The 19,434-nt window shown below is 70.8% G+C and carries 20 protein-coding genes and 2 pseudogenes; 3 read left to right on the forward strand and 19 right to left on the reverse strand.

The genetic code is table 11. The annotated features are described in order from the left end of the window. The first annotated feature begins 9 nt into the window (after window positions 1-9). Window positions 10-684: a GntR family transcriptional regulator gene (locus HDA41_RS34590; protein WP_184991016.1), complete on the forward strand. Its 675-nt coding sequence runs from the start codon at window positions 10-12 to the stop codon at window positions 682-684. 68 nt (window positions 685-752) lie between these two features. Here the strand turns inward: HDA41_RS34590 and HDA41_RS34595 are convergent, their stop codons facing one another. The 4 genes from HDA41_RS34595 to HDA41_RS34610 are packed head-to-tail and all read right to left on the reverse strand — an operon-like array spanning window position 753 to window position 4,090. Then, window positions 753-1,532 carry an ABC transporter ATP-binding protein gene (locus HDA41_RS34595; protein WP_184991018.1) on the reverse strand — a complete coding sequence of 260 codons (780 nt, stop codon included), beginning with the start codon at window positions 1,530-1,532 and terminating at the stop codon, window positions 753-755. Between the two features lie 20 nt (window positions 1,533-1,552). After that, entirely contained in the window at window positions 1,553-2,332 is a 780-nt protein-coding gene (locus HDA41_RS34600; protein ID WP_184991020.1) for an ABC transporter permease, read from the reverse strand. Continuing rightward, window positions 2,329-3,102: an ABC transporter permease gene (locus tag HDA41_RS34605; protein ID WP_184991022.1), complete on the reverse strand. Its 774-nt coding sequence runs from the start codon at window positions 3,100-3,102 to the stop codon at window positions 2,329-2,331. The genes HDA41_RS34600 and HDA41_RS34605 overlap by 4 nt, the downstream gene beginning before the upstream one ends. 13 nt (window positions 3,103-3,115) lie before the next feature. Next, a complete protein-coding gene (locus HDA41_RS34610) occupies window positions 3,116-4,090 on the reverse strand; it encodes an ABC transporter substrate-binding protein (RefSeq protein ID WP_184991024.1) in 975 nt (324 codons plus the stop codon). 192 nt (window positions 4,091-4,282) lie between these two features. On the opposite strand from HDA41_RS34610, the gene HDA41_RS34615 reads away from it, so the two are divergent. Continuing rightward, complete coding sequence (locus HDA41_RS34615) at window positions 4,283-5,134, forward strand: IclR family transcriptional regulator domain-containing protein (protein WP_184991026.1); 852 nt, start codon at window positions 4,283-4,285, stop codon at window positions 5,132-5,134. On the opposite strand, the gene HDA41_RS34620 is transcribed toward HDA41_RS34615, so the two are convergent. From HDA41_RS34620 to HDA41_RS34670, 13 genes and pseudogenes are all read right to left on the reverse strand, one after another. Further along, window positions 5,049-5,984 (reverse strand): PDR/VanB family oxidoreductase, encoded by a 936-nt coding sequence (locus HDA41_RS34620; protein WP_184991028.1) that lies wholly within the window; start codon window positions 5,982-5,984, stop codon window positions 5,049-5,051. The genes HDA41_RS34615 and HDA41_RS34620 overlap by 86 nt on opposite strands. After that, the gene (locus HDA41_RS34625) at window positions 5,981-6,160 is read right to left on the reverse strand and encodes a hypothetical protein (RefSeq protein WP_059416872.1); all 180 of its coding nucleotides are present in this window, start codon (window positions 6,158-6,160) and stop codon (window positions 5,981-5,983) included. Before HDA41_RS34625 ends, HDA41_RS34620 begins: the two co-directional genes overlap by 4 nt. Further along, complete coding sequence (locus HDA41_RS34630; RefSeq protein WP_184991030.1) at window positions 6,157-7,227, reverse strand: aromatic ring-hydroxylating dioxygenase subunit alpha; 1,071 nt, start codon at window positions 7,225-7,227, stop codon at window positions 6,157-6,159. The genes HDA41_RS34625 and HDA41_RS34630 overlap by 4 nt, the downstream gene beginning before the upstream one ends. Before the next feature lie 278 nt (window positions 7,228-7,505). Continuing rightward, window positions 7,506-7,655, reverse strand: a pseudogene (locus tag HDA41_RS42865) (ABC transporter ATP-binding protein); the annotation flags it as partial. Next, on the reverse strand, window positions 7,652-8,758 hold the full coding sequence (locus HDA41_RS34640) for an ABC transporter substrate-binding protein (protein ID WP_184991031.1): 1,107 nt from the start codon (window positions 8,756-8,758) through the stop codon (window positions 7,652-7,654). The pseudogene HDA41_RS42865 and the gene HDA41_RS34640, both read right to left, overlap by 4 nt. 196 nt (window positions 8,759-8,954) lie before the next feature. Further along, entirely contained in the window at window positions 8,955-9,056 is a 102-nt protein-coding gene (locus HDA41_RS42435) for a putative leader peptide (RefSeq protein WP_311772174.1), read from the reverse strand. A 138-nt stretch (window positions 9,057-9,194) separates the two neighbouring features. Then, window positions 9,195-9,519: pseudogene (locus tag HDA41_RS41855) on the reverse strand (transcriptional regulator); the annotation flags it as partial. A 23-nt stretch (window positions 9,520-9,542) separates the two neighbouring features. After that, window positions 9,543-10,442 (reverse strand): TauD/TfdA dioxygenase family protein, encoded by a 900-nt coding sequence (locus tag HDA41_RS34645; protein WP_184991033.1) that lies wholly within the window; start codon window positions 10,440-10,442, stop codon window positions 9,543-9,545. Window positions 10,443-10,714: 272 nt separating this feature from the next. After that, a complete protein-coding gene (locus HDA41_RS42440; RefSeq protein ID WP_184994209.1) occupies window positions 10,715-10,807 on the reverse strand; it encodes a putative leader peptide in 93 nt (30 codons plus the stop codon). A gap of 154 nt (window positions 10,808-10,961) precedes the next feature. Beyond that, on the reverse strand, window positions 10,962-11,744 hold the full coding sequence (locus HDA41_RS34655) for a sulfite exporter TauE/SafE family protein (protein WP_184991035.1): 783 nt from the start codon (window positions 11,742-11,744) through the stop codon (window positions 10,962-10,964). A 23-nt stretch (window positions 11,745-11,767) separates the two neighbouring features. Then, a complete protein-coding gene (locus HDA41_RS34660; protein WP_184991037.1) occupies window positions 11,768-12,997 on the reverse strand; it encodes an acyl-CoA dehydrogenase family protein in 1,230 nt (409 codons plus the stop codon). 13 nt (window positions 12,998-13,010) lie between these two features. Continuing rightward, entirely contained in the window at window positions 13,011-13,580 is a 570-nt protein-coding gene (locus tag HDA41_RS34665) for a winged helix-turn-helix domain-containing protein (RefSeq protein ID WP_184991039.1), read from the reverse strand. 443 nt (window positions 13,581-14,023) lie between these two features. Further along, window positions 14,024-15,313, reverse strand: coding sequence for an MFS transporter (locus HDA41_RS34670; RefSeq protein ID WP_184991041.1), 1,290 nt, complete (start codon window positions 15,311-15,313; stop codon window positions 14,024-14,026). Window positions 15,314-15,476: 163 nt separating this feature from the next. Here HDA41_RS34670 and HDA41_RS34675 point away from each other — a divergent pair, with 163 nt between their 5' ends. Then, on the forward strand, window positions 15,477-17,528 hold the full coding sequence (locus HDA41_RS34675) for a phosphocholine-specific phospholipase C (protein ID WP_184991043.1): 2,052 nt from the start codon (window positions 15,477-15,479) through the stop codon (window positions 17,526-17,528). Here the strand turns inward: HDA41_RS34675 and HDA41_RS34680 are convergent. Further along, window positions 17,518-18,477, reverse strand: coding sequence for a DMT family protein (locus HDA41_RS34680; protein ID WP_184991045.1), 960 nt, complete (start codon window positions 18,475-18,477; stop codon window positions 17,518-17,520). The genes HDA41_RS34675 and HDA41_RS34680 overlap by 11 nt on opposite strands. Beyond that, window positions 18,474-19,322, reverse strand: a complete 849-nt coding sequence (locus HDA41_RS34685) for a phosphatase PAP2 family protein (protein WP_184991047.1) — start codon at window positions 19,320-19,322, stop codon at window positions 18,474-18,476. Before HDA41_RS34685 ends, HDA41_RS34680 begins: the two co-directional genes overlap by 4 nt. Window positions 19,323-19,434: the final 112 nt, after the last annotated feature.

A 19,434-nucleotide genomic window follows, 5' to 3' on the forward strand; every position in this document is an offset into this window, starting at 1 on the left:
CCGACCGTCATGGCCCCGCAGCACACCCCCGCCCTGCCCGTGCTGGGCAGCAGGAAACCCAGCCACCGGGAGCGGGTCGCGGACGCGCTGCGGGCCGCCCTGATCGCCGGTGAGCTGCTCCCCGGCCAGGTCTACTCGGCCCCCGGTCTCGCCGCCCGCTTCGGTGTCTCCGCCACCCCCGTGCGCGAGGCCATGCTCGACCTGGCCAAGGAGGGCCTCGTCGACACCGTGCCCAACAAGGGCTTCCGCGTCACCGCCGTCTCCGAGAAGCAGCTCGACGAGTACACCCACATCCGGGCGCTGATCGAGATCCCCACGACGGCGGGCCTCGCCGCCACGGCCGACCCGGCGGCGCTGGAGGCACTCCGGCCGGTCGCACAGGAGATAGTCGCCTCCGCCGCGGCCGGCGACCTCATCGCCTACGTCGAGGCCGACCTGCGCTTCCACCTCGGCCTGCTGGCCCTCGCCGGCAACGATCATCTCGTCGACGTCGTACGGGACCTCAGACGCCGCTCCCGGCTGTACGGACTGACCGCGCTCGCCGAGCAGGGGCGGCTGGAGGCGTCGGCGGAGGAACACCTGGAGATCCTGGAGGCGCTGCTCGCCCGGGACGGGGATGCCGTACGGGCGGTCATGACCCGGCACCTGAGCCACATCAGGGGCCTGTGGGCAAGCGCCCCCTAGGGGCGCGGGGAAATGCGCGACCCGCCCCCACAGCCCGCAGCCTCCGGAAGGCGTGCTGGACCGAGCTCTTAGGACGCCGCGGCTCCCCTCTTCGCGGCCTGGATCTGCTCGTACACACGCGTACGCAGCTCGGCGAAGCGCGGATCCACCCTGGTGTGCAACTGATCGCGCTCCTCGGGCAGATCGACCTTCAGCTGCTCCCGGACCACGGTGGGGGAGGCGGACAGCACGATCACCCGCTCCCCGAGGTAGACGGCCTCGTCGATGTCGTGGGTGACGAACAGGATCGTGATGCCGCGCTCCCGCCACAGCCCCCGGACCAGGTCCTCCAGATCGGCCCGGGTCTGCGCGTCCACCGCCGCGAACGGCTCGTCCATCAGCAGTACACGGGGCTCGTACGCCAGCGCCCGCGCGATGGCGGCCCGCTGCTGCATACCGCCGGACAACTGCCAGGGATACGCCCCCACGGCGTCCGCCAGCCCCACCGACTCCAGCGCGTCGCGGACCAGATCCCGGCGTCGGCCTTTGCTCAAGTCCTTCCGCCTCAGCGGGAGTTCGACGTTCTCGCCGACGCGCATCCAGGGGAAGAGGCTGCGCCCGTACTCCTGGAAGACGAACGCCATACCGGGCGGCGGACCGCTCACCTTCCGGCCCTCCAGGAACACTTCACCACCGGTCGGCGTGAGCAACCCTCCCACGCACTTCAGCAGCGTGGTCTTGCCACAGCCCGACGGCCCGACGAGACAGACGAGTTCTCCGGCGTCGACGGTGAAGGTGAGGTCGCGGAGCGCCTCCACACGCCGCCCCGACCCCTCGTAGACCTTCCGCAGACCCCGTACGTCGAGCATGGACCGCCCTTTCAAGAGGTTCACGGCGACCGCCGGACCGAGGCGCGCAGACCGTGATACCAGCCGAGCGCCCGCCGCTCGACCCACTGGAAGACGACCGACAGCAGGAAACCGAGCAGACCGAGCACGAGGATGCCGGTCCACATGTCCGGGATCGCGAAACCGCGCTGGAACTGGACGATGGTGAAACCGAGCCCGTTGCTCGCGGCGAACATCTCGCTGATCACCATGAGGATGATGCCGAGGGACAGCGCCTGGCGCAGACCCGCGAAGATCTGCGGGCTCGCCGACCGCAGGACCAGGTTCCTGAGCCGCGCCACGCCGGTGATGCCGTACGAGCGCGCCGTCTCGGCCATCACCGGGTCCACCGCCCGCACGCCCTCGACCGTGTTGAGCAGAACGGGCCACACGCAGCCGGCCGCGATCACCGTGACCTTCATCGTGTCGCCGATCCCCGCGAACAGCATGATGACCGGCACCAGCACCGGCGGTGGCACCGCCCGCAGGAACTCCAGGACCGGCTCGCACACCGCCCGCACGCGCCGGTAGGACCCGATGACCGTGCCGAGCGCCACACCCGCGACCGCCGCCAGCGCGTAACCGCCCGTCAGCCGCAGCACGCTCGGCAGGACGTCGCTCCGCAGGCGCTCCGCCGTCCACACGTGCGGGAAGGCCTCCAGGATCGTCCGCAGGGGCGGCCAGTACACGTCCGTACTGCCCGCGGAAGCCACCCACCAGACCGCGACCAGCAGGGCCGGCAGGGCGACGGCGAACACCAGCCGCAGCAGCGGACCCCTCACACCGCCACCTCCCCGCGCACCGACTGATGCCAGGCCAGCGCCCGCCGCTCCACCGTGCGCGCGCCGACGTTGATCAGCAGCCCCAGCAGCCCGGTCACCGCGATCAGCGCGTACATCTCGGGCACGGCCTGCGAGGCCTGTGCCACCCCGATGCGCCTGCCCAGCCCCGGTGCTCCGATGACGAGTTCGGACGTGATGGCGAGGATCAGCGCGACCGCGGCCGCCAGCCGGACACCGGTCATGACGTACGGCAGCGCGGTCGGCCACAGCACATGCCGGATCCGCGCCCAGGTACCGAGGCCGTACGACCGCGCCGTCTCGTCGGCGACGGGGTCGACGTCCTGGACGCCGTACAGAACCTGGATCAGGACCTGCCAGAAGGACGCGTAGACGACGAGGAGGAGCACCGAGCGCAGTTCGGTGCCGTACAGCAACACCGCCAGCGGGATCAGCGCGACCGACGGGATCGGGCGCAGGAACTCGATCGTCGAGGCCGTCGCCTCACGCAGATACGGCACGACCGAGATCAGCACGCCCACCACGATCCCCGCACAGGACGCGATCGCCAGGCCCAGTGCCCAGCCGGTGAGCGTGTCGCCGAGCGCCGTCCAGAAGGCCGAGTCGGCCGCCTCGTCCGCGAGCGCTTCGGCGATACGGCTGGTCGGCGGGAAGTAGGCCTCTTCGACCAGGCCGAGCCGCGGCACCGCCTCGCCCAGGGCGAGGAAGGCCGCGAGCCCGGCCGCACCGAGTGCGACGTCGGCTCCCCTCATGCGACTGCGTCCCTCACGGCAGCAGCTTGTCCAGGTCCGGCGTCGACTTGAACAGGCCGTCCTCCTCACCGAGTTTCATGAGCGCCTCGATGGAGGACCGGTTGGCCTCGGCCGGCCACTTCGGCAGGGTCACCTTCTTCAGCACCGCCGCCGGGATCTTCGTGTACGTGGTGACGATCTGGCGGGCCTCGTCCGGGTGGGCGTCCGCGTAGGCGAGGGACTCGGCGGTGGCGGCCTGGAACTTCTTCACCAGCTCAGGGTTCTGCTGCGCGTAGGCGGTGGAGGTGAAGTACATGGCGACGGTGAGGTCCGGTGCGACGTCCACCAGGGGCGAGGCGATCTGCACGCCGCCCTGGCTCTTGACGGTGGCGGTCGCCGGCTCGACCACCATGGCCGCGTCGACCTGGCCCTTGCCGAGGGCGGCCGGCATCTGGTCGAAGGCCAGCTCCACGAAGTTCACCTTGTCCGGATCGCCGCCCGCCTTGCGCACCGACGCGCGCACCGCGGTCTCGTTGATGTTCTTGAGGGTGTTGATGGCGACCTTCTTGCCCTCCAACTCCCGCGAGGACTTGACGGGGCTGCCCTTCTCGACCATGAGGGCGCCGAAGTCCTTGCCCGCCACGCCGGTCGACGCGATGCCGTTGGCGACGGCCCGCACCGGAACGCCGTTGGTCTGCGCGATCATCAGCGACGTCACGTTGGAGAATCCGAACTGGAACTGACCGCTGGCCACCCCCGGCACGATCGCCGCGCCGCCCTGCGCGGTGGTGAACCGCAGCTTCAGTCCCTGTTTCTCGAAGAAGCCCTTCTTCTGGCCCAGATAGAGCGGTGCCACATCGACGATGGGAATGAGTCCGACCTCGACGGTGGTCACCCCGCCGGACGAGGCGCCCGCGTCCGAGGCGCCACCACCACCGGACGAGCCGCAGGCCGCCGCGGTGAGCAGGACGGACACGGCCGCGAGACGGGTGAAGAGACGACGACGCATGACTCCTCCTGTGGGACCGGCTGTGGTGCTCCGACAGGTTGTGCGCAGACAGCACACTCGTGCTCAGCGAGAACGTAGAGCCGGGCCCGATCCATGGTCAATGCCTTTGTCCCACCGGCTCGTTGACATCACGAGATCCGCACTCCTAGCGTGCGCGGAGCGCACGGTCGTACGTCACGCCGGAGGCCCAGGATGTCCGCTGAAGCCCGCGCACCGCATTTCGTCCGGTCCTTCGAGCGCGGCCTCGCCGTGATCCGCGCCTTCGACGCCGAGCATCCGGCGCTGACCCTGAGCGAGGTCGCGCGTGCCTGCGAGCTGACGCGCGCGGCGGCGCGCCGTTTCCTGCTCACCCTCGCCGACCTCGGCTACGTCCACACCGACGGCCGCCGTTTCCGCCTCACCCCGCGGGTGCTGGAACTCGGTTACTCCTACCTCTCCAGCTACACGCTGCCCCAGATCGCCGAGCCCCATCTGGAGCAACTCGTCGCGCGGGTACGGGAATCGTCCTCGCTCTGTGTCCTCGACGGCGACGACATCGTGTACGTCGCCCGGGTCCCGACCCGCCGCATCATGACCGCGTCCATCACGGTCGGCACCCGCTTCCCGGCGTGCGTGACGTCGGTGGGCCGGGTGATCCTCGCCCACCTGCCGGACGAGGACGCCGAAGCCAGGCTCGCCCGGGCGGAGTTGAAGCCCCTCACCACCCGCACGATCGCCACGCCGGGGGCCCTGCGGACGGAGCTGCGCCGCGTCCGCCGGCAGGGCTACGCCGTCGTCGACCAGGAACTGGAGGAGGGGCTGAGGGCGGTCGCCGCCCCGGTACGGGACCGGGACGGCGATGTGGTCGCGGCCGTCAACATCGCCGTGCACGCCGGGCGCAACTCCGTCGATTCCATACGCCGCGACCTGTTGCCGCACCTGCTGGCGACCGTCGCCGGGATCGAGGCCGACCTGCGGATCACAAGTCCAGCACCAGCCGTTGCCCCCGGCACCGGGACACGCAGATCATCATCGTCTCGCCGCTCTCCCGCTCCTGAGGGGTGAGCACGGAGTCCCGGTGTTCCGGGGTGCCCTCGAGGACGTCGGTCTCACAGGTCCCGCAGGTGCCCTCGGTGCAGGAGTAGAGCACCTCGACCCCGGCGGCGCGCACGGCGTCCAGGACGGACACGTCCGGCGCGACGGTGAGTGCCCTGCCGCTCCGCGCCAGCTCCACCTCGAACCCGGTGTCGCCGCCGGTCTCCCGCTCCTTCGGCCGGAACCGCTCGACGCGCAGCACCGCGGACGGGCAGCGCTCCTCGACGGCGTCCAGCAGCGGCCCGGGGCCGCAGCAGTAGACGAGCGTGCCGTCGGGCACGTCGTCCAGCACGGACGGCAGGTCCAGCAGCCCCGTCTCGTCCTCGGGCGCGATCGTCACCCGGTCCCCGTACCGGGCGAGTTCCTCGCCGAACGCCATCGACCGGCGGCTGCGCCCGCCGTACAGCAGCGTCCACTCGGCGCCCGCGGCCTCGGCCGCCGCCAGCATCGGCAGGATCGGGGTGATGCCGATGCCGCCCGCGACGAAGCGGTAGCGGGGGGCGGGTTCCAGGCCGAAGTTGTTCCGGGGCCCGCGCACGCGGATCTTGTCGCCCTGCCCCACCTGCTCGTGCACATGGGCCGATCCGCCCCGGCCGTCCGGCTCGCGCAGCACCGCGATCCGCCAGGCCGACCGGTCCGCCGGATCGCCGCACAGCGAGTACTGCCGCTCCAGCCCGGGGCCGAGCACGACGTCGATGTGAGCGCCCGGCTCCCACGCCGGCAGCGGTTCGCCGAGCGGGTGGCGCAGCGTGAGGGCGAGCACGCCGTCGGCGGCCGAATCCCGCCGCTCCACGACGAGTTCGGCTTCGTACACGCTCATGAGCTGTTCCCTCGCGGCTCGTCGACGTCGTGGCCCTGCGGGTGGGCGAGCATCCACTCCCACATCTCCACCGGGTCCTGCGCGGTGTGCTCGCGGCCGCAGTGGCAGGTGCCGTGCAGGACGTCCGTGCCGGGCAGCCAGTCGATGCGGTAGATCTCGCCGGTCGGACTCGTCACTGGACCTTCTCCACGGGCTTCTCGCCTTCCTCGACCAGCCGGGCGAGGATACGGCGGGCGGCCAGACCACCGGTGTCGATGTTGATGCTCAGCTCCTGGTAGCCGGTGCGCTCGGTGCCGAGGGTCTTCTGGAGCAGGTTGAGGGCGGTGACGTCCTGCATCACGACCGTGTGGTTGTTCCCGCGCAGGAACTCGGTGACCTCGGCGTCGTCCGTCGCCCAGTCGCGCGAGACGGCCCAGAAGTCGTACACCTTGCCGTCGCCGGACGGTGTGATCGCGTACGTGATCTCGGTGTGGAAGCCGTTCGGGTCGCTGCCGTCCGCCTCGGGCAGCACACCGACCGGGGCGATGCGGCTGTGCAGCAGATACAGGCAGGGCGCGTGGTACTCGATGTCCTGCCAGCGGGTGATCCGGCCCTCGATGCCGGTCGACTTGGCGTAGAACGGCGGGCACTCGGCGTCGTCCATGTGCCGGCTCACCCGGACGATCCCGGCGCCCTCGTCGACCTCCGTGGTGATCGGCGTCTCGGCGACCTCGGGGGTGCCGATGTACCCGCCGTGCAGGTACGTCTCGTGCGACAGGTCCAAAAGGTTGTCGACGAGGAGCCCGTAGTCGCAGTCGATGGGCTCCATGCCGCGCACGGTGACCCAGCCGGGGGAGTCGAGGTGCCTGGCCCGCGGGATGCTCTGCGGATCGGCGAGCGCGGGGTCACCGATCCACACCCAGATCAGCGAGTCCTGCTCGACGACCGGGTAGGAGGCGACCCGGGCCGTGCGCGGCACCCTTTTCTGCCCCGGCACGTACACACACGTACCGGTCGTGTCGTACGTGAACCCGTGGTACCCGCACACGATCCGGTCGCCGTCGAGGCGCGTCGGGGCCTCGGACAGCGGGTACCGGCGGTGCACACACCGGTCGTGCAGCACGACCGGTGTGCCCTCCTCCTCGGTCCGGTAGAGCACGAGCGTCTCACCGAGAATCGTCCGTCCGAGCAACTCCCGCCCGACCTCGTGACTGTAGGCGGCGACGTACCACTGGTTCCTGGCGAAGGCGGTCATGTGAGGCATGGGCTTCCCGTCCCTGTCGGCGGGGCGTCGTCGCCCCGCGTGCCGTGGTTGGAATCAGGGTCGTGACGGCTGGGGCCGCCGCGCAAGGCGGCTTCTGCCAGGCGGAAGCGCTTCCGTGAAAGAGCAGGTCAGAGCCTTGGCCTGCGTGTCGCTGGTCACTGGCAGGGGCGGCGGAGTGGCGCCGCCGGGCGCTCCCGCCGACATGTGCGTCTCGTTCAGCGGGAGACCAGCAGTCCCCGCCCGCGCGGCACCCGACGCTCCACCATCAGCCGCAGGCCCCCAAGAGGGGGGACGAACTCGCCGGGTGCGACATCGAGTGCGATGTCGTCCAGCACGAGGTGCCGTCCGCCGGGCGTGCCCGGCTTGGCGATCGTGGGGGCCCTGGCCTCGTCACCTCTTGGGGGCTCATCGGGTCCGGCTGTCGTCAATCGGTGCCGAGACCGGCGTCGTCGACCTCTTTCTCGCCCTCGGCCTCGAGGATCTTGTTGAGCGGCGTGAGGTCGTAGATGCCCTTCAGGTCGGGCTTCTCCAGCAGACCGGCCTTGACCGCGTGCTCGGCCTGCGTGTTGAGGGTGGAGGCCAGCGGGTCGTCGAGGAAGGTGATGGACTTCCAGGCCGGGTCGATGACGTCGGCGGGCAGGGCCTTGCCGGAGAGTTCCTCCAGGGCCTTGTTCGCGGAGGCCTTGGCCTCCTCCGGGTTGGCGTTGATCCACTTGTTGGTCTTCACCGAGCCGCGCAGCACGGCCTCGACGACGTCCGGGTGTTTCTCCAGGAAGCTCTGCGACACGATGATGTTCGTGATCACGAACTTCTTGTCCGGCCACAGGCCGTCCTCGTCGAGCAGTACCTTCGCGCCCTCGGCGACCAGCTTGGACGCGGTCGGCTCGGGGACCCAGGCACCGTCGATGGAGCCGGACGTGTAGGCGTCCGGGGTGATCTTGTTGTCCGTGCGGACCACGGAGACGTCGCCCTGGCCGCTCGCCGCGTCGACCTTCCACCCCTTCTCGGCGATCCAGTTGAGGAACGCCACGTCCTGGGTGTTGCCGAGCTGCGGGGTGGCGATCTTCTTGCCCTTGAGGTCGTCCACGGTCTTGACCTTGTCCGGGTTGACGACGAGCTTCACACCGCCGGAGGCGGAACCGCTGATGATGCGCAGGTTCTTGCCGTTGGACTTGCTGTAGCCGTTGATGGCGGGGGAGGGACCGATCCAGCCGATGTCGATGGATCCGGCGTTGAGCGCCTCGATCTCGGACGGCCCGGCGTTGAACGTCGAGGCCTTGACCTCGGTGCCGCCGAGCTCCTTCTGGAGCAGGCCCTCCTGCACGCCCACCAGGGCGGTGGCGTGCGTGAGGTTGGGGAAGTAGCCGATCTTCACCTCGTCGGCGGAAAGCTTCCTGGCGTCCGCCGCGACCTCGGTCTGCTTGTCGTCGTCGGTGGCGTCGGATCCGTAGCCGCAGGCGCTGAGCAGGAGGGGGAGCGCTGCTACGACGGCGATGGTGCGCAGGGTGGTGAGCGGTCTTGCGGCAGACACGGAGGTGTCCTCTCAGGGAATGGGTTGATCAGGGAGATGCGGAAAGCGCGAGGCGCAGAGCTCATGGGCATGCGCCTGTGCTCCCTTCGCCGGTCCTCGGCGGCTGGAATGCCGTCGGGGGTCCGGGAGCGGAGTTGTGCGGGGATGGGCAGGCGCGGGTGGCGCTGCCGGCCGGAGGATGGTGTGCCCGACGGCGTCAGGCGGGCCGACAGATGGCGCTGGACGTGCGGCCGAGATCGATGTGGCGGCGCGAGGTGAGCAGCGGGAGCGACAGGTCTGTGCGCTTGCGCGTTCGCATGGCCGCCCCCATCGATTCCTAGTTTTCCTACCTGGCTGGTAGGGATCGTGGCAGAAGGTGGCGCTCGCCCCAAGGGGCTGCTCATATGCCGGACGCGGCCATCTCGCTTTTTGGATGCCTCGGTGATGGCCCAGCGTGTCAGGGGTTTACCCAGGCCTTCGGGGGGTCGGTCTGCTCGGCTACGCAGGCGGGCAGTCGGGCCGATGCGACGTCGGCGAGCGATGCCCTCAAGGATCTCGCGCACGTTGGACCGCAACGCGATCCACAGAGGGAGCAGTGACTCGGCGGGGCCGGTGTAGGACAGCTCGGGCGGGCGGACTCCGCGTACCGGGACCAGGGGGCCCTCCACGACGCGGATGACGTCGGCGATGCTGATCGACTCGGCGTCCGTTATCCCGTGAGGCTTCGGCCGGTACTTGCTACCGGCAGGCCGCCGGGCGGGAGCGGGTGCCCCTGCCCGGCGGCCGCGCGTGGCGGGTGCGGTGCTCAGGCCGCGGCCGGGGTGTAGTGGGCGGCGTCGTCGCCCTCGATGACGTGGCTGAGAGTGCCGTCGACACCGGCCGGGACGTCGCCCGCGACGGTCACCCGATGCAGCAGGCGCGGCAGGTCGCCGTAGTCGTCGGGGGCGTAGTGCTGGGTGATGCGGTTGTCGAAGAGGACGAGGTCGCCCGGCTTCCAGGCCACGCGCACGATGTTCTCGGGACGCGTGACGTACGACTGGAAGATGCGCAGCAGGTCGCGGGAGTCGGACGGGCCGAGGCCCACGATGCTCTGGGCGAAGCCGCCGATGAACAGGCCCCGCTCCCCGGTCTCGGGGTGGACCCGGACGACCGGGTGGGCGGTGCGGTACTTGCGCGAGACGAACCGCTTGCGGTACTCGGCCGCCTTTTCGCTCCTCGGGGCCGCGTAGTCGTACGCGTTGGTGTGGACGGCCCACAGCTTGTCCGCCAGCTCCCGCAGCGGCTCGGGCAGATCCCGGTACGCGGCGGCCGAGTTGGCGATGAGGGTGTTGCCGCCATAGGGCGGGACCACGATGCTGCGCAGGGTGGACGCCTTCGGGGGTGTACGGACGAACGTGACGTCGGTGTGCCACTGGTTGGCGCGGATGCCCTCGTCGGCGTCGACGGGCAGAATGTGGGGCTGCCCGTCGACGGAGGGGACGGTGGGGTGGGCGGTGGTGAGCTCGCCGAAGAGGGAGGCGAAGCGGAGCTGGCCCGCGTCGTCGAGGTGCTGGTCGCGGAAGACGAGCGCCTTGTGCTCCAGGAGCGCGGAGTCGAGGTCGGAGACGAGGGCGGGGTCGAGGTCGGTGGAAAGATCCACGCCGAGGATTTCGGCGCCGATGCGGCCGCCGATCCTGCGGATGTCGAAATCGGTGCTGGTGGTCATGTCCGGGTGTCCTTTCGCGGGGTGATCGGCCGGGATGTGATCAGCTCACCGACACCGCCGAAAGACCGAGCAGGGCGAGGAAGTGGGGCGTCGGGTCGATGCCGTCGTGGCCATGGCAGGGTCTTGTTCAGGAAACGGGTCAAGGAATGGCAGACGTCGAACGGCGGAAAGGAGACCGCAGCGGAAATGGCTGTGCCGAGAGCCGACGTCTGTGGAAGACGGCGGCTCTGCAGAAGCCGACTGCGAAAGGGAGCGAAGGGGAGCTGTGCCGGTCAGTGGGTGCGGCGACCGACGGCACAGATGGCGCTGGCCTGACGTCGCAGATCGACGTGCAGGCGCGCGGTGAGGGTCTCGAACGTGCTCACACCCAAGAGAGTTGCAGCGAAATCCAAGCCAGGTCAATGCCGCTTGCGTATGCGTCTCATATTCTCAATGTCCCGACATGCGAATGAAGCGCGGCGTTCACAATTCTTTGGACGGGCGGTGGCGTGGTGACTGCCGTTTGTGCCGCCACCGCCGTCAGCGCAGTGACTGCGCGGCGTGGAGGGCACCGAGAACGGTGGCCAGGGCGCCGAGCAGGAGACGCAGTGCCGTTTCGGGCAGCCGGGGTTGCAGGTGCGCCCCGAGGTAGCCGCCGACCAGCCCGCCGAGGCCGCAGGCCAGACCGAGGGACCAGTCGGGGGCGATGTCACCGGAGCTCGTCAGGGACAGCAGCGCGAAGGCCGCGGCACCGGCCACGGACGTGGCGAAAGTGGAGGCCAGGGCGGCTGGTGCCACGCGGGCGACGGGCATGCCCCGGCCGACCAGTACGGGGCCGAGGACGGATCCGCCGCCGATCCCGTAGATCCCGCCCACGACCCCGACGACCAGTGCCAGTCCGGTGACGGCCCGGGGTGAGGGTTCCGCGGACCGGGCCGGCCGGGCGGGCCTGAGGGTGCGCCCGATGAGCCACAGGCCCAGGGGCATCAGCAGAGCGGCGACCAGAAGGCGGAAGACGGTGGCCCCCGGCATGGCGAAGACCCGTATCACCGCGCCGATGACCACCCCGGGCAGAGTGCCGGCCACCAGACGGCGCGTCAGCGGACCGCGCAGCAGTCCCTCGCGGCGGTAGCGCAGCAGGGCGCCGGGCCCGGCCACCACGTTGAACAGCAGATTGGTGGGTGTGACCGCCGGGCTGGGCACCCCGAGGACGCTCAACTGCACGGGCAGCAGGAACACCGCTCCCGAAACGCCCACCGGCGCGGTCACCACCGCTATGAGCAGGCCGACGGCCAGCCCGGCCAGTCCCGTTGACCAGATCACGGCAGACCTGCCCCGATTCCCGGTCAGGCCGGCAGGACGAACGGCGGGTGGACGCCGTTGAGGAAGTAGTGTCCGACATCGCGGAGCCGGTGGGTGACGGGCTCGTACAGGGTGTGGGTCCGGGCGTTGCGCCAGAACCGGTCGAAGCCCAGCCGCGCGGAGGTGGAGCGGGCGCCGATGATGTCGAGGGCGCGGGTGGTGGACTCCTGCGCTGCCCTGGCCGCGGCGGTTTCGGCCATGGCCGCGAGGGCGGAGATGTCCGCGGACTCGTCGTAGGCGAGGTCTTCGCCGCGCTCCAGGCCGCCCCGCACGGCTTCCAGCGCTTGATCGGTGAGTGCCGACGCGGAGCGGGTGAGGACGGTGAGTTCTCCGTAGGCGGTCTGCACGTGCGGGTCGTGCGGAGTACCGGCCGGCCAGGCGGGGTTCCAGGGTGCGTGGCCCGTCCTGCAGTAGTCACGGGTTTCCGCCAGCACTCCCTCGGCCATGCCGAGAAGGACCTGGGTGGAGAAGAGATGCCCGACCGGCGATGCCAGGGCGGTGCGGGGCGACAGCAAGTCCTCGTCCGATGACAGGGAGCCGAGCACGTCGTCGGCACCCACCGGTACGTCGTCGAACTCCACGCCGCCGCCGGCCGCGAGCCGCTGGCCGAACGTGTCGGCGTCGCCGTCGATCGTCACACCGCGATGGCCGGGATCCACCACGACGGCGAGTGGTTCACCCGTGTCCTCCCGCACGGCGCGCACGGCGAGACGGTCGGCGACCAGGACCCCGGTGGTGTAGCTCTGCCGACCGTCGAGCACCAGCCCCTTGGAGGTCCTGGCCAGTATCAGAGGCGGCTCCTGACGCGCGAGACCGCCGCCCCAGCACCACTGTTCGGCTGCGGACCGCTCCTCGATCCGCCCGGCGAGAGCGGGCCCGGCGAACAACCGGGCGCTCCACGACAGGAAGTAGTGACAGCCGAGCAGTTGACCGATCGCGCCGTCGGCCGCGGCGATCTCCCGGACGACGGCGTAAGCCGTGAGCCAGTCCGCGCCGCCTGCCTGGGGCCCGGCCGGCGTCAGGAGCGTCAGCAGTCCTGCCTCGCGCAGCCGGGACACCTCGTCGAACGGGGCCTTGCCCGCCTGCTCCCTGGTCACCGTGTCCGTGGCCAGGTCGTCCGCCGCCTCACGGGCCACGCGCAGCCAGTGCGCCCGGCCGGGTCCGGTCCGGTCGGACGGCGAGGTGGGGCGGGACGGCGCGGAGGCGAGGCCCATGGAAGTGGTCTCCTCAAGGTCGGCCGCGGAGCGCGGCTTCGGGGCTCTCCTGCTGGTCGGGCACGTACTTGTAGCCCACGCGCCGAACGGTGATGATCCGGTGCCGGTGAGCCTTGCCCAGCTTGCGGCGCAGGCGGGCGATGTGGACATCCACGGTGCGGCCGTCGCCGATGTGGTCGTAGCCCCAGACGGCGGCCACCAGCCGATCGCGCGTCTGCACCTGGTGGGGATGCTGGACGAGATGCGCCAGCAGTCCGAACTCCAGGTAGGTGAGGTCGAGTTCGCGTCCGTCCACCTCGGCGACGTGTCGCGCGGGATCGACGCGGACGGTGTCGTGTGCCGTCCGCCGGGCAGGGGCCGAGTCCGTGGCGGCGACCGGTCGGATCTCGGGCCGTGGCCTGTCCTTGGCGAAGAGCTCGGCGGGATCGGTGCCCTCGGGGACGAGCACGAGGTAGCCGACGAGCGGCGCGGACGTGTGTCCCTGGGTGTCTCTCCGAGCTGTATCCCCTACCAGGCGAAGGCGGGGTGTGTCGGAGAGCGGCGCATCGTGTGGGGCGGCCTGGGCCGGAAGTGCCGTGGTCATGGTGGTTGTCCCTCAGAAGTGTGTCGGGCGATCGAGCGCAGGGGAGCGGAGCGGGCACGGGTGAACGTGTGAGCCGCGTGCCTTACGCGCGACAGCAGGCGGCACTGACGACGTGACCAAAGTCGACATGCCGACGACGAACGAGTCGCTGCTGCTTACGGGACATGTTCATCATCCTGCGCACCCCCGGCGGACGCGTCAAGGTTTCCCTAGTAATTCAATAGGAAAAGTAGGGAAGATCTCGCACTCTGAGAGGCAGCCGTCCGCGATGGATCTCCTTCAGGGGGCCTCTTACGTGGTGAGACGTCCCGATACGCCGACCGCCTCCCAGGACGGCGCGGGACCGCACGACGGGGCACAGGAAGGGACGCGTGAGGGACCGCACATGGACGAACGGGCGGAGCGGCCTCGCCCGCGAGCCGGGCCCTGACCGGCCGCCCCGCTCACCGCCGGAGAGGTGTGTGCGCCGTCTCCGGCAGCCGCAGGTACACCAGCGACGACAGCAGGCAGAGCACCGCGACGTACCAGGGGAACAGCCCGGCGTGGCCCACCTCCTTGAACAGCGTGCCCACGTACGGAGCCGTGCCGCCGAAGAGGGCGACCGTCAGCGAGTAGGGGAAGCCGATACCGGCCGCGCGGACCCGCGGCGGGAAGATCTCCGCGTTCACGGCCGCGCTGATCGAGGTGAACCCGGTCAGCAGCACCATGCCGGCGCAACTCACGAGCAGCAGTACCGCGAACGAGTCGCGCAGGGCGTGCAGCAGGGGCACGGTGAGCAGGGCGAAGCCCAGGCCGAAGAAGAGGAGCAGGGGGCGGCGGCCGAAGCGGTCGGACAGGAGGCCGCCGAGCGGTTGCAGCAGGGCGAAGAAGGCCAGTGAGATCGTGCCCGCGAGCAGCGCGTCCGACTTCTCCAGCCCCGCGTTGAGTTCGGCGTACGTCGGAAGGTACGACGTCCACGTGTAGTAGGCGATGGTGCCGCCCGCCGTGATGCCGCCGATGAGGAGGGACTCGCGCGGGTGCCGGCGCAGCGCCTCGAACAGGCCGGGGCGCGGGGCCTGCTGCTGCTCGGCGCTGCGGGTCTCCTGCGCGCCCTGCCGGATCCAGAAGCCGACCAGGCTGAGCACGGCCCCGAGTATGAACGGGACGCGCCAGCCCCAGCCGTTCATCTGCCCGTCGCTCAGCGTGTCCACGAGCAGCGTGGCGATGCCGGAGGCGACGAGCTGACCCACGGTCGTCGACACGTACTGGAAGCTGGAGAACAGCCCGCGCCTGCCGGGGCCCGCCGACTCCACCAGGAAGGTCGTCGAGGCCGCGAACTCGCCGCCCACGGACAGGCCTTGCAGCAGCCGCGCGAGGACGAGGATCACCGGTGCCAGCACGCCCACCGCCGCGTACGTCGGGGTCAGCCCGACCAGCAGGCTGCTGCCGCCCATCAGCAGGATGGTGACCGTCAGCGCCGCTCGCCGCCCGTGCCGGTCCGCGACCGCGCCCATCAGCAGCCCGCCGACCGGCCGCATGAAGAAGCCCACCGCGAACACCGCGAACGTGGACAGCAGCGGTACCAGCGAGTTGTCCGCGCTCTTGGGGAAGACCTGGGCGGCGATGTAGGTGGCCAGAAACGTGTAGGCGTACCAGTCGTACCACTCCACGGCGTTGCCCACGGAGGCGGCGAGGAGCTGGCGAACGGGCCGTTTCGTCGGCGGGGAGGCCGTCTGCGTCTCTGTCACGTCCATGACCCTCCCCGGGACGCGCCCCGGCACACCTCCCGTACCGGCGACTTTCACACGAGTGTCACCGGTCCCTTCCTTGGCGTTTGGTGTCCCTGAAACACTCCTTCCGCGCAGATTCCGTCATGTTCCGGCCATCCCGTACCTCAGGATGAGAGGTCTGTCCTTCATGTCCGAAGTCAACCGGCGCCGCTTTCTCCAACTCGCGGGTGCCACCACGGCCTTCAGCGCGCTGTCCGCCAGCATCCAGCGCGCCGCCGCGCTCCCGGCCAACCACCGCACCGGGTCGATCGAGGACGTCGAGCACATCGTCGTCCTGATGCAGGAGAACCGCTCCTTCGACCACTACTTCGGCACCCTCAGAGGCGTCCGCGGCTTCGGCGACCCGCGCCCGGTCACCCTCGACAACGGCAAACCCGTCTGGCACCAGGAGAAGGACGGCAAGGAGATCCTGCCGTTCCACCCGGACGCCGACGACCTCGGCATGCAGTTCCTGGAGGGCCTGCCGCACTCCTGGCCCGACGGCCACCAGGCCTACAACGGCGGCAAGTACGACCGGTGGGTGCCCGCCAAGGGCACCACGACCATGGCGTACCTGACCCGCGAGGACATCCCCTTCCACTACGCCCTCGCCGACGCCTTCACCGTCTGCGACGCCTACCACTGCTCGTTCATCGGCTCCACCGACCCGAACCGCTACTACATGTGGTCCGGGTACACGGGCAACGACGGCACCGGCGGCGGCCCCGTCCTCGGAAACGACGAACTCGGCTACGGCTGGACGACCTACCCCGAACGCCTGGAGCGGGCCGGCGTCTCCTGGAAGATCTACCAGGACATCGGCGACGGCCTCGACGCGAAGGGCTCCTGGGGCTGGATCGAGGACGCCTACCGCGGCAACTACGGCGACAACTCCCTGCTGTACTTCAACAAGTACCGCAACGCCCAGCCCGGCGACCCCTGGTACGACAAGGCCCGCACCGGCACGAACGCCAAGGCCGGCGACGGCTACTTCGACCAGCTGAAGGCCGACGTCAAGACCGGCAAGCTGCCGCGGATCTCCTGGATCGCCGCCCCCGAGGCCTTCTCCGAGCACTCCAACTGGCCGTCGAACTATGGCGCCTGGTACATCGCGCAGGTCCTGGACGCCCTCACCGCCAACCCGGAGGTCTGGTCGAAGACGGCCCTGTTCATCACCTACGACGAGAACGACGGCTTCTTCGACCACGTCGTGCCGCCCCTGCCGCCGAAGGACGCCTCACGCGGCAAGTCCACCGTCGACGTCTCCCTCGACCTCTTCCCGGGGGACGGCAAGAACACGGCCGGCCCGTACGGCCTCGGCCCGCGGGTGCCGATGCTGGTCGTCTCGCCGTGGAGCAAGGGCGGCTACGTCTGCTCGGAGACCCTCGACCACACCTCCATCCTGCGGTTCATGGAGCGCCGCTTCGGCGTGCGCGAGCCCAACATCTCGCCGTGGCGCCGCGCCATCTGCGGTGACCTGACGGCCGCGTTCGACTTCTCGCGCAAGGACGCGCGGCCCGCCCCGCTGCCCGGCACCGACGCGTACGAGCCGCAGGACCGCGAACGCCACCCCGACTACAAGCCGACCCCGCCCGCCGACCCGCGCATGCCCCGGCAGGAACGCGGCCTGCGCCGCGCCCGGCCGCTGAAGTACGCCCCGCACGTGGACGCCTCGGTCGACGCGGCGGCCGGGAAGCTCACCCTCGCCTTCGCCTCCGGTCCGAAGGCCGGCGCCGCCTTCCACGTCACCTCCGGCAACCGCACCGACGGCCCCTGGAGGTACACGACCGAGGCCGGCAAGACGCTCTCCGACACCTGGAACTCGGACTGGTCGGCGGGTCGTTACGACCTGACCGTGCACGGTCCGAACGGCTTCGTGCGGGTCTTCAAGGGGTCGAACAGGACGGCCTGCTGCGAGGTCACCGCACGCCACACCGGTGGCGACATCGAGCTCACCTTCACCAACAAGGGGTCCGGCACGGCACGGCTGAAGCTCTCCGACGGTTACGGCGGCCGGACCTCGACCGTCACCGTCCGGCCGGGCGGGAAGGTGCGGCGGACCGTCGAGCTCGCCGCCGGCCGCCGCTGGTACGACCTGACCGTCACCGCCGAGGGCGACGCGGCCTTCCTGCGGCGGTTCGCGGGACACGTCGAGAACGGGCAGCCGGGCGTGAGCGACCCGGCGATCATCACCGCGTAGCCGTGGTGAGGTGCCCCGGATCGTGCGGCCGGGGCACCAACGCCGGTTCGGCCGCCGCGGAACCGGGTCCCAGGGCCAGGACGGCGGCCACCGGATGGTCGTCGTCCACCGGGGCGGCCGCCGGGCCGTCCGCCGGCTTCGCCCGGCTGAGCAGCACCACGCCCCAGGACGCCAGGCCGCCCCCGGCCAGCGCGAGCAGCACGCCCGCCGGGCCGCCCTGGAGGCGCTCGCCCAGCAGGGACAGGCCGATCACCGCGGCGGCCAGCGGGTTGGCCAGGGTCACCACCGCGAGCGGGCCGCCGAGACCGCCCCGGTAGGCCGTCTGCGACAGCAGCAGCCCGCCGGCCGCGAAGGCCGCCACCAGCAGCGCCACCCCGACCACCTGGACGCTCAGCAGCGGACCGGACCGGTCCGTCGCGGCCACCGTCACGGTCTGCGTGAGGGCCGAGGCGACCCCGGAGGCCACGCCGGACGCGCCGGCGTGCCGCAGCCCGGGGCGGGCGCCCGGCCGGGACAGCACACCGATCAGGGCCGTCGTGGCGCCCGCCACCGCCAGCGCCTCGGGAACGCTCAGCACCTCGTCGGGTGCCGGACCGGACGCCGCGACCAGGATCGCGCACAGACCGAGCAGCGTCAGCGCGGTGCCCTGCCACTCGACGGCGTTCACCCGCCGCCCCGCGAGCCGCGCCCCCATGGGTACCGCCGCGACCAGGGTGAGCGCGCCGAGCGGCTGCACCACGGTCAGTGGCCCGTACTTCAGCGCCACGACGTGCAGCAGCGCGGCAGCCGCGTTCAGCCCGACCGAGCACCACCAGGCGCCACTGCCGAGCAGCCGCAGCGTGCCCGAGCCGGGCGAGCGGGAGGCGAGCCGTTCCTGGGCGACCGCCGCGGCCGCGTAGGCGACGGCGGAGACGAGGGACAGGGCCACGGCGGCGAGGACGGCGCTCACCGGCCGGTCCCCGCGAGCGCCTGCTCCTCGGCCCGGGCCTGGGCCGGTACGAACCTGCCCTGTGCGCGGCCCGCCGTCGTCGCCGTGCGCTGCGGCGAGCGAAGCGAGATGGGGGTCCCCCCGGACGAAGTCCGGGGAAGGATCGTCGCGAGTGCCAGACCCAGCAGGCCCGTCGCCACGATCGCGTCGAGCCAGTAGTGGTTCGCGGTGCCGACGATCACCAGCAGCGTCCACGCGGGATGCAGCAGCCACAGCCACCGCCACCGTGAGCGGGTCGCCACGATCAGGCCGATCGCCAGCATCAGGGCCCAGCCGAAGTGCAGCGACGGCATCGCGGCGAACTGGTTCGACAGGGAGTCGGTCGCGGGATTTCCGTACACCGACGGGCCGTAGACCTGCGCGGTGTCCACCAGACCGGTCGCGGCCAGCATGCGCGGCGGGGCGAGCGGGAACAGCAGATGCACCACCAGAGCGGCGGCGGTGACGGCGGCCAGGACCCGGCGGGCCCACACGTAGTGGGCCGGGCGGCGCAGGTAGAGCCAGATCAGGAAGGCGGCGGTGGCCGGGAAGTGGACGGCCGCGTAGTAGGTGTTGGCGAGGTGCACCAGGCCGTCGCCGTGCAGCAGCAGGGACTGCACCGCCCCCTCGCCGGGCAGCTGGACCGCTCGTTCGAGGTCCCACACGCGGTACGCGTTGTGGAAGGCCTCGCCGGTGTGGCCCGTGGCCAGTTGCCGGCCGACCTTGTAGACGAGGAAGAGCCCTGCGACGAGCAGGACCTCCCGGACGAGCGGCGGTCGCGCTATCGCGTCGGACCCCGCCGGCGCAGGCTCGGTGCGGGCATTCATCCCCCGGCCCTTTCGGTGACGGTGCTGCTGTTATCGGTACGAGTTCGTACCGATACGCCAGTGTACCGATACGGTCGCGTACCGGTACACTGGCGTATCGATAGACGAAGGA

The sequence above is a fragment of the Streptomyces caelestis genome (assembly GCF_014205255.1).
GTDB lineage: Bacteria > Actinomycetota > Actinomycetes > Streptomycetales > Streptomycetaceae > Streptomyces > Streptomyces caelestis.

Coding starts and splice junctions, on each gene's coding strand:
- HDA41_RS34590 (WP_184991016.1), top strand. CDS start 10: ATGGCCCCGCAGCACACCCCCGCCCTGCCCGTGCTGGGCAGCAGGAAA.
- HDA41_RS34595 (WP_184991018.1), bottom strand. CDS start 1,532: ATGCTCGACGTACGGGGTCTGCGGAAGGTCTACGAGGGGTCGGGGCGG.
- HDA41_RS34605 (WP_184991022.1), bottom strand. CDS start 3,102: ATGAGGGGAGCCGACGTCGCACTCGGTGCGGCCGGGCTCGCGGCCTTC.
- HDA41_RS34610 (WP_184991024.1), bottom strand. CDS start 4,090: ATGCGTCGTCGTCTCTTCACCCGTCTCGCGGCCGTGTCCGTCCTGCTC.
- HDA41_RS34615 (WP_184991026.1), top strand. CDS start 4,283: ATGTCCGCTGAAGCCCGCGCACCGCATTTCGTCCGGTCCTTCGAGCGC.
- HDA41_RS34620 (WP_184991028.1), bottom strand. CDS start 5,984: ATGAGCGTGTACGAAGCCGAACTCGTCGTGGAGCGGCGGGATTCGGCC.
- HDA41_RS34630 (WP_184991030.1), bottom strand. CDS start 7,227: ATGCCTCACATGACCGCCTTCGCCAGGAACCAGTGGTACGTCGCCGCC.
- HDA41_RS42435 (WP_311772174.1), bottom strand. CDS start 9,056: ATGCGAACGCGCAAGCGCACAGACCTGTCGCTCCCGCTGCTCACCTCG.
- HDA41_RS34645 (WP_184991033.1), bottom strand. CDS start 10,442: ATGACCACCAGCACCGATTTCGACATCCGCAGGATCGGCGGCCGCATC.
- HDA41_RS34660 (WP_184991037.1), bottom strand. CDS start 12,997: ATGGGCCTCGCCTCCGCGCCGTCCCGCCCCACCTCGCCGTCCGACCGG.
- HDA41_RS34665 (WP_184991039.1), bottom strand. CDS start 13,580: ATGACCACGGCACTTCCGGCCCAGGCCGCCCCACACGATGCGCCGCTC.
- HDA41_RS34670 (WP_184991041.1), bottom strand. CDS start 15,313: ATGGACGTGACAGAGACGCAGACGGCCTCCCCGCCGACGAAACGGCCC.
- HDA41_RS34675 (WP_184991043.1), top strand. CDS start 15,477: ATGTCCGAAGTCAACCGGCGCCGCTTTCTCCAACTCGCGGGTGCCACC.
- HDA41_RS34685 (WP_184991047.1), bottom strand. CDS start 19,322: ATGAATGCCCGCACCGAGCCTGCGCCGGCGGGGTCCGACGCGATAGCG.